The sequence below is a fragment of the Helicobacter sp. MIT 11-5569 genome (assembly GCF_000765695.2).
Classification (GTDB): domain Bacteria; phylum Campylobacterota; class Campylobacteria; order Campylobacterales; family Helicobacteraceae; genus Helicobacter_D.
In genome coordinates this window covers 78,069-84,871 of the sequence record NZ_JRPB02000008.1, presented here as the reverse complement: position 1 = coordinate 84,871, position 6,803 = coordinate 78,069, and the positions used below count along the sequence as shown (strand labels likewise).

Sequence of the window (6,803 nt, the reverse complement as noted above, 5' to 3'; positions counted from 1 at the left end):
TGTGAATTTTGAATTCTGTTTATTCACCATTTCTCCTTTATCATAGAAAATTAAGATAGGCTGCAATTTTATCTAAAAGAATCTTATAAAGTCAAGTGGGGGAATAAAGATTTTAAAGTTTTACAATTTTTGCGCCAAAACCACCCGCTTTTGGTGGGGCGTCTTGGAATCCTAAAACTTTTGGGTGGGATTTTAAAAAATCTCTTACTACGACAGAGAGACGTCCTGTCCCGATTCCATGATAGATTAGCACTTCATCAAAACCGGCTATTAGGCTATTAGAGATAAACTCATCTAACTTTTCTAGGGCTTCTTCAGCGCGCATTCCATGTAAATCTAGCATTGGTGAAGCACTTTGTGGAGCTTGGATATTGATTTTTGTTGTGGGTAGATTTGGAATATTTGTGCTTGCTTTTAGCTCGCTAAAGTGTGCTTTGATTTTCATTCCAGATTCTAGCTCCACTACTGCGCTTTGTTTTTGACAACTTAGAATGATACCGCGCATATTGCGATATTTTACGCGCATTCCTTGTGTGAAAATCATAGAATCTTTTGGTTTAGATGTGGAATCCTGCTTAATTGCTTTTGCTTTGTTTAGTAATGTATTTGCGGTGTTCATTGCTCTGTGTTTATCGCTCGTGCTTTGCTCTTTTATCGCCATTTTAGCAGCTTTAATGGCGTCTTGATAGGTAGATTCTAAAGAACTTTGCAGTTTGTCAAAACGCTCTTTTAGGGCAATTTCTTTGTCTTTTAGATGTTGGATTCTTTGCTCTAGGGTGTGGTTTTTTTCTTTTGTAGTTGCGATTTCTTGGCTAAGCTGCATTTCTAAGCGCGAAGCATTTTCAATCAGCGCATTTAGCTTTTCTTTGTCTTCTCCATAAAGAGTTTTTGCGCTTTGGATTAGAGATTTTGGGATTCCATAACGCAGCGCGGTTTCAAAGGCGTAACTTTTGCCGATTGTCCCATCTAAAAAGCTAAAAGTTGGCATTTGCGCTTCTTCGTCAAATAGGGCTGCTAAAAGTTGCACTTTTGGATTTCCTGCCATTAGGGCTGCTAGGCGTTTATGGTGCGTGGTGATGATGATTTTGTTGTTTTTTTGCATAAGATTTTCTAGCAAGATTTTAAAAAGGCTTGCAGCTTCATCGCTATCTGTCCCTAGCTCTATCTCATCTACACCGATGATTCCATCGCTTTGCTTTAGAATATGGCTAAACTCTAGCATTCTTCCACCAAAAGTGGAGATGTCGTTTTTGCTATTTTGGGGGTCTTCAAAAATAAAATCTAAGTGCTTGAAATTTCCCACACTTGATTTTGCAGCGTTGATTGGAAGTGGGATAAGGTATTTTGAGAGAAAAACCACGCTTAAAATGGATTTTAAAAGCATTGTTTTTCCTCCCGCATTTACCCCTGTTATCATCAAAACTTGCCCTTTAAACTGCAAAGAAATGGATTTTGGATTTTTTAGGGCTGGGTGCTTAAAGGAATCCAAAATAATTTCTGTGGTATTTGGCTTTGGGGCTAGAAACTCTAAATCCTTTGCCTTTGCAAAATATAAGCGCGCTTGGTAAGAATCAAAGCGGTCAAATTCTTTGTTGATAAAGTTTAAGAATAATAAATGCTTGCTAAAAACGCTAGAAATTTCGCGACAAATTTCAAAGAGGTGGGATTCTTTTTGGTTTTTTAGGGCTGTGTATTTGTCTTTTAGGTTTGCGATATTTTGGGGAAATACATAAAAGAATCCCGAAGAAGAGCGGTCTAGGATTTGCCCTTTTAGGACATGGTGGAATCCTGCTTTAAGTAATAAGCATTCTTCATCGTTAATGAAGTGGATTTGCCTATCGACTAAATAGGGGGTGAGTTTGTTTTGGTTTAGCGTGCGGGAGAGCTGCTCGGCAATTTCGCGCTTTAGGCGTTCAAGGCTTGCATTTATAGAATCTAATTCTAAATAAATGCCACTCTTTAAATCTCCATTTTCTAAAAAGGATTTTGCAATGGGTAGAATCTGCTCTGGGATTTGGATTGCGTTGAACCATTCCCCTAAGATTCCTTCGCATTTTAGGCTTTTTAGATACAGAAAATAGCGGATAATTTTGACAAATTCAAAGATTTCATCAAGCTTTAGATAGCCAAACTTTTTTAACAAAGCAAGTTGGGATTGCAAGTTTTTAACTTCTTTTGGTGGTGCGAAACTTAATGTTTCAAGGGCGTTAATGTAGCGCAAATGCACTTTGGTATCGCCTTGTAAAACAAGCTCTTTTGGGCGCGCTAAAAAGCTTTCAAAACTTTTGTAATACTCTATTAAATCTAATGCCTCAAGCTTTTGTCGCATACTTTAAGGCTCTTTTCTATCACAAGCTTTTAGTGGGATTATCGTGTGTTTGTTGCTCTCTTCTTTGCCTTTTAGAGTTAATGTGCCACTGATGAAATTAAAGGTTTTGTTGCTCGCTTGTAGGGTTTGTGTGCCGACTTGACAAAGTAAAGCTTCGCCTTGTAAAAAGCTCTGGACTAGTTTTGTTAAATGCTCTTCGTTTTTGTCTTGATGATAGGTAAAGATTCCAATACCTATTGCAATACCTAATAATGCAATGCCAACACCAATGCGCATTTTGTAGCTTACGACATTGTATTTTGCTAAAAGCTGGGTGAGTATTGCTAGCAAGATAATTGCAAAGGCTACAATCACAATAAGGCGCGCCATTAAATCCCTCCTCGAAGTGCATAGGTGAGATTCCCTGCGTTAAAGCCTACTAGGATTCCTTGTTTTAAACGCGCAATTTGTTTGTTGTTTTTAAATAAACACAAAGCATCGCCATCACGTTCTACATTATCGGCAAAAATAGGATTATATCGCGCAAAGAGCTTCGCAAAATCCACCGCAATAGCATTTTCACCCACAGCATACACAGGCAAAATCACTAAGGAATCCACACCTTCAAAGCATTCTACAAAGCCTTGCAGATTGTCTTTAATGCGTGAATATTTATGCGGCTGCCAAATTGCAACTAATTGTTTTGCGTTTGTTAGCTCTTGGTATTTTCTAAGGGCTTTTAAAGTAGCGGTGATTTCTGTGGGGTGATGTGCGTAATCATCAATAATTATGCACTCGCCTTCTGTGAGAATATCAAAACGTTTTTTGATTCCACAATAATTTTGGATATTTTTTCTAATCTCATTTAAAGGTAGAATCTGTGAAGCTGCTAAGATAGCAAGGGCTGCGTCAATAGCGATATGCTCACCTAAGCCATACACGCTAAATGTCCCATAGTCTTTGTTGTTACAAATTAACTCAAATTGTGTCTTTGGCATATTATTTTCTACAATATAGTGGATATTGTGCAAATCCTTGCTCGGATAAAAACGCACGCAAGTATTGCCCAAATCTTCTAATGTGCCCAAAAAAGAATCTTCGGCATTGATAATACAAATCTTTGCAAGAGCTAAAAAACTTTTATAAGCTTGATGAAACTTCTCTAAGTCGTGTTCGTAAGTTTCCATATGCTCTGGTTCGGCATTTGTAACAATCGCACAAGTGGGATTGCACTCTAAAAAGCTTTTATCAGACTCATCTGCTTCAAAGACAACGCGATTACTACTTAAAGCGCGTGTGTTGGAGTGAAACTCTTTGCTTTCTGCGCCGATTAACGCGCTTGCGTCTTTCAAGATTGCGCTTAGAATCGCAGTTGTTGTGCTTTTGCCATGCGCGCCAGCTACTGCAAAAACTTCTTTGTTTGCCAAAATCATTTTTAGCGATTCCTTGCGTGATAGCACGGGAATATTTTGCGCTCTGGCTTCTTGCACTTCGATATTATCTTCTTTGATAATCGCAGAGTGAATCACCAAATCTTGCCCACAAATCGCGTCTTTTGTGTGCGGAATGCTTACCTTGATTCCCATTTGCTTTAATTCTTTTGTAATACAGCCCTCTGCCACATCAGAACCGCTAATCTCCACGCCTTGTGCGCGCAAAAATTTCGCTAAAGCGGAGATTCCAATCCCTCCGATTCCAATAAAATGGATTCTTTTAATGCTTATATCCATTTTGCAATCCTTAAAAGCGCGTCTTTGATGATTGTCTCTTCATACACTAAAGCTAAGCGCACGAAATTGCTTCCGGGATTCTTGCCTTGTGCGTCTGTGCGCGATAGAAAGCTTCCGGGCAAGACTAAGATATTTTCTTGTTGCAAGAGATTGCGTGTAAAGGCTAAATCATCATCAACAGGTAACCATACATAAAAAGTCTCGCTAGGAATAGGCAAATTTGGAATCTTTGGGCTAAAAATTTCTTTTGCTAGCTCTAAGTTTTTTGCATATTGTGCGCGTGAAAATTCTGTGTGCTTTTCATCATTCCACGCAATGCTTGCTGCTTTTTGCAAAGGTAAAGGAGAGGCACAACCAACATAAGTGCGGTATTGCAAATATTCCTTTAAAATTTCAGAATCTCCGGCAATAAAACCACTTCTAAGCCCGGGCGCGCTGGAACGTTTAGAAATAGAATTTAGTGCTAAAATGTTTTTGAAGTTTGTATTGCCTACTGCAACGCTTGCTTGTAGGATTGACGCGGGTTTGTCTTGGCTATAAATTTCACTATAACATTCATCATTTAATAGTAAAAAGTCGTATTCTAATGCGTATTCTACCCATTGCTTTAGCAACTCAAGCGGCATTGTCGCCCCTGTTGGGTTGTTTGGAGAATTTAGAATCACAAAATCGCATTCTTGCATTTGCTCTTTTGTTAAGCTTGGCATAAAATCATTTGCAGCAATTAAAGGCATATAAATTGTTTTTGCTTTTGCTGCAATGCCTGCGCCTTCGTAAATTTGATAAAAAGGATTTGGGTGCGCAATCACTGGGGATTTTTTGTTAAAAAGATAGAATTGTGGGAAGTTAAAAAGCACTTCGCGCGTCCCAAAAGTCGGGATTAGCTCATTAGGCTGTAGTTCTACATTAAATCTACGCTTTACAAAATTGCGCATAGAATCCTTAACATACTCTTCGCCCGCAGTTTTTGGGTATTTGTTTAGCAAATCTACATTTTCTTTTAGAGCATTGCAAATGTTTTGTGGTGTGGGGAATTGAGGCTCGCCAATGGTAAGTGTGATACGCCCTGCTTGCGTGGGAATATCTTTAATGAGTGCTTGTAATTTTTCAAAAGGATAAGGTTGGAAATCCATTATTTTTTCCTTTTTGTAGATTTTTTGTTAGATTCTTTTGAAATTTTGCTGTTTCTCTTATTTTGGGGCTTTTGTCTGTCTTTAAAATCTTTTTTGCGATTCTGCCCTTTTTCCCAATACTCTTTTTCTTCTTTGTTTCTGTTGCTGCGATTGCCTTTATCCAAGCTTCTTTTATTCGTGGTTCTTTTATTTGCATTTCTTGGACTTTGTTTATCTTCTCTTTTTCCCTTGCGCCCTTCATTATCAAGCTGGAGTTGTAGTGCATTTAAATCTTTTTTGTTTAAACCGATTTTATTTGGTCCTAGCACTTTGGAATCTTGAAGCACCATAGAAAGAAGCTTGCAAACAAGTTGTGTCATATCGGCATTACCGCGCATTTGCTCATAAAGGCGCAATGCGTCATCACTGATTTCGTGTTTTAAGATTCTTTCTAAAATATTAGAATCTTTTTTGTCCATTGTATCTTGAATGCTTGGAATCTCATAAAGCGCAATGCTTGCCTTTGTGTTTTCTTTAATGCGGCGCAATTCTTTAAACTCTAAAGGGGTTGCTAATGTGATTGCCACTCCTTTTTTACCCGCTCTACCTGTGCGTCCGATACGATGCACATAAGATTCTGGATTTAGAGGGATATGGAAGTTAAAAACATGGCTCACACCGCTAATATCAAGCCCCCTAGCTGCAATATCTGTCGCGACTAAAATATCAATGCTAGAATCTTTAAATGCTTTTATGGATTTTACGCGGTCTCTTTGGTCCATATCTCCATGCAATGCTCCTGCTTTGTAACCACGCACAAGCAAGCGTTCAGAGAGAATATCTGCTTCTTTTTTCATGCGCGTAAATATGATTGCCCTTTGTGGCATTTCGCTATCAATCAAACGCACGATTGCGTCTTCGCGCTCTTGTTCATTGATGATATAGTAACGTTGGGAAATGTCTTGATTAGTCGCATCATCGGGCGTTACTTTAATGAGTTTTGGATTGTTTAGAATCTTCTGTGCTAGATGTTTGATTGGAGTTGGCATCGTAGCGGAAAATAGCAATGTTTGGCGGTCGTTAGAGAGATAAGTAAAAATCTCTTCAATATCATCTAAGAATCCCATATCTAGCATTTCATCAGATTCATCAAGCACAACAACACTTGGATAAAAATTCTTTAAACGCTCATTGCGCAAATGGTCTAGCAATCGTCCCGGAGTTGCAATAATGATTTGGGGACGCTTTTCTAAAAGCTCAATTTGACGCTTGATTGGCTGCCCACCAAAGAGAGAGACGGTTTTAACTCTATTGAATTTTCCAAGCTTAAAAATTTCATCACTGATTTGCATTGCAAGTTCTCGTGTTGGCGTAACAATTAGCACTTCAATACTTCCATCATTTTTTAGATTATTAATGAGTGGCAAGCCAAATGCCGCAGTTTTTCCTGTGCCTGTTTGCGCTTGAGCAATCACATCTAGCCCATCTAAAATAATTGGAATCGCTTCTTTTTGGATTGGGCTAGGCTCTGTAAAGCCCGCTTCTTTAATCCCTCTTAAAACATTCTTTTTAAAACCAAAACTCTCAAAACCTTCCCCTATGTCCCATCTATCAATCTGCTTTTTCATAATTCCCTTTTTGTTTGACTTAGAT

Annotated in this window: 5 protein-coding genes; all 5 read right to left on the bottom strand. The window is 38.5% G+C overall.

Annotated elements, in window-relative coordinates:
- Positions 1–112 precede the first annotated feature (112 nt).
- From LS70_RS07565 to LS70_RS07545, 5 genes are read right to left on the bottom strand one after another with little or no spacing between them, the layout of a single operon-like run.
- Positions 113–2,329, bottom strand: coding sequence for an endonuclease MutS2 (locus tag LS70_RS07565; RefSeq protein ID WP_034289601.1), 2,217 nt, complete (start codon positions 2,327–2,329; stop codon positions 113–115).
- Positions 2,330–2,332: 3 nt separating this feature from the next.
- Positions 2,333–2,698 carry a hypothetical protein gene (locus tag LS70_RS07560; protein WP_034289598.1) on the bottom strand — a complete coding sequence of 122 codons (366 nt, stop codon included), beginning with the start codon at positions 2,696–2,698 and terminating at the stop codon, positions 2,333–2,335.
- Positions 2,698–4,038: a UDP-N-acetylmuramate--L-alanine ligase gene (gene murC / locus LS70_RS07555; RefSeq protein ID WP_034289596.1), complete on the bottom strand. Its 1,341-nt coding sequence runs from the start codon at positions 4,036–4,038 to the stop codon at positions 2,698–2,700. The genes LS70_RS07560 and murC overlap by 1 nt, the downstream gene beginning before the upstream one ends.
- Complete coding sequence (locus LS70_RS07550) at positions 4,029–5,171, bottom strand: succinyldiaminopimelate transaminase (RefSeq protein ID WP_034289593.1); 1,143 nt, start codon at positions 5,169–5,171, stop codon at positions 4,029–4,031. The genes murC and LS70_RS07550 overlap by 10 nt, the downstream gene beginning before the upstream one ends.
- The gene (locus LS70_RS07545) at positions 5,171–6,778 is read right to left on the bottom strand and encodes a DEAD/DEAH box helicase (protein WP_034289590.1); all 1,608 of its coding nucleotides are present in this window, start codon (positions 6,776–6,778) and stop codon (positions 5,171–5,173) included. Before LS70_RS07545 ends, LS70_RS07550 begins: the two co-directional genes overlap by 1 nt.
- Positions 6,779–6,803: the final 25 nt, after the last annotated feature.

Coding starts and splice junctions, on each gene's coding strand:
- LS70_RS07565 (WP_034289601.1), bottom strand. CDS start 2,329: ATGCGACAAAAGCTTGAGGCATTAGATTTAATAGAGTATTACAAAAGT.
- LS70_RS07560 (WP_034289598.1), bottom strand. CDS start 2,698: ATGGCGCGCCTTATTGTGATTGTAGCCTTTGCAATTATCTTGCTAGCA.
- murC (WP_034289596.1), bottom strand. CDS start 4,038: ATGGATATAAGCATTAAAAGAATCCATTTTATTGGAATCGGAGGGATT.
- LS70_RS07550 (WP_034289593.1), bottom strand. CDS start 5,171: ATGGATTTCCAACCTTATCCTTTTGAAAAATTACAAGCACTCATTAAA.
- LS70_RS07545 (WP_034289590.1), bottom strand. CDS start 6,778: ATGAAAAAGCAGATTGATAGATGGGACATAGGGGAAGGTTTTGAGAGT.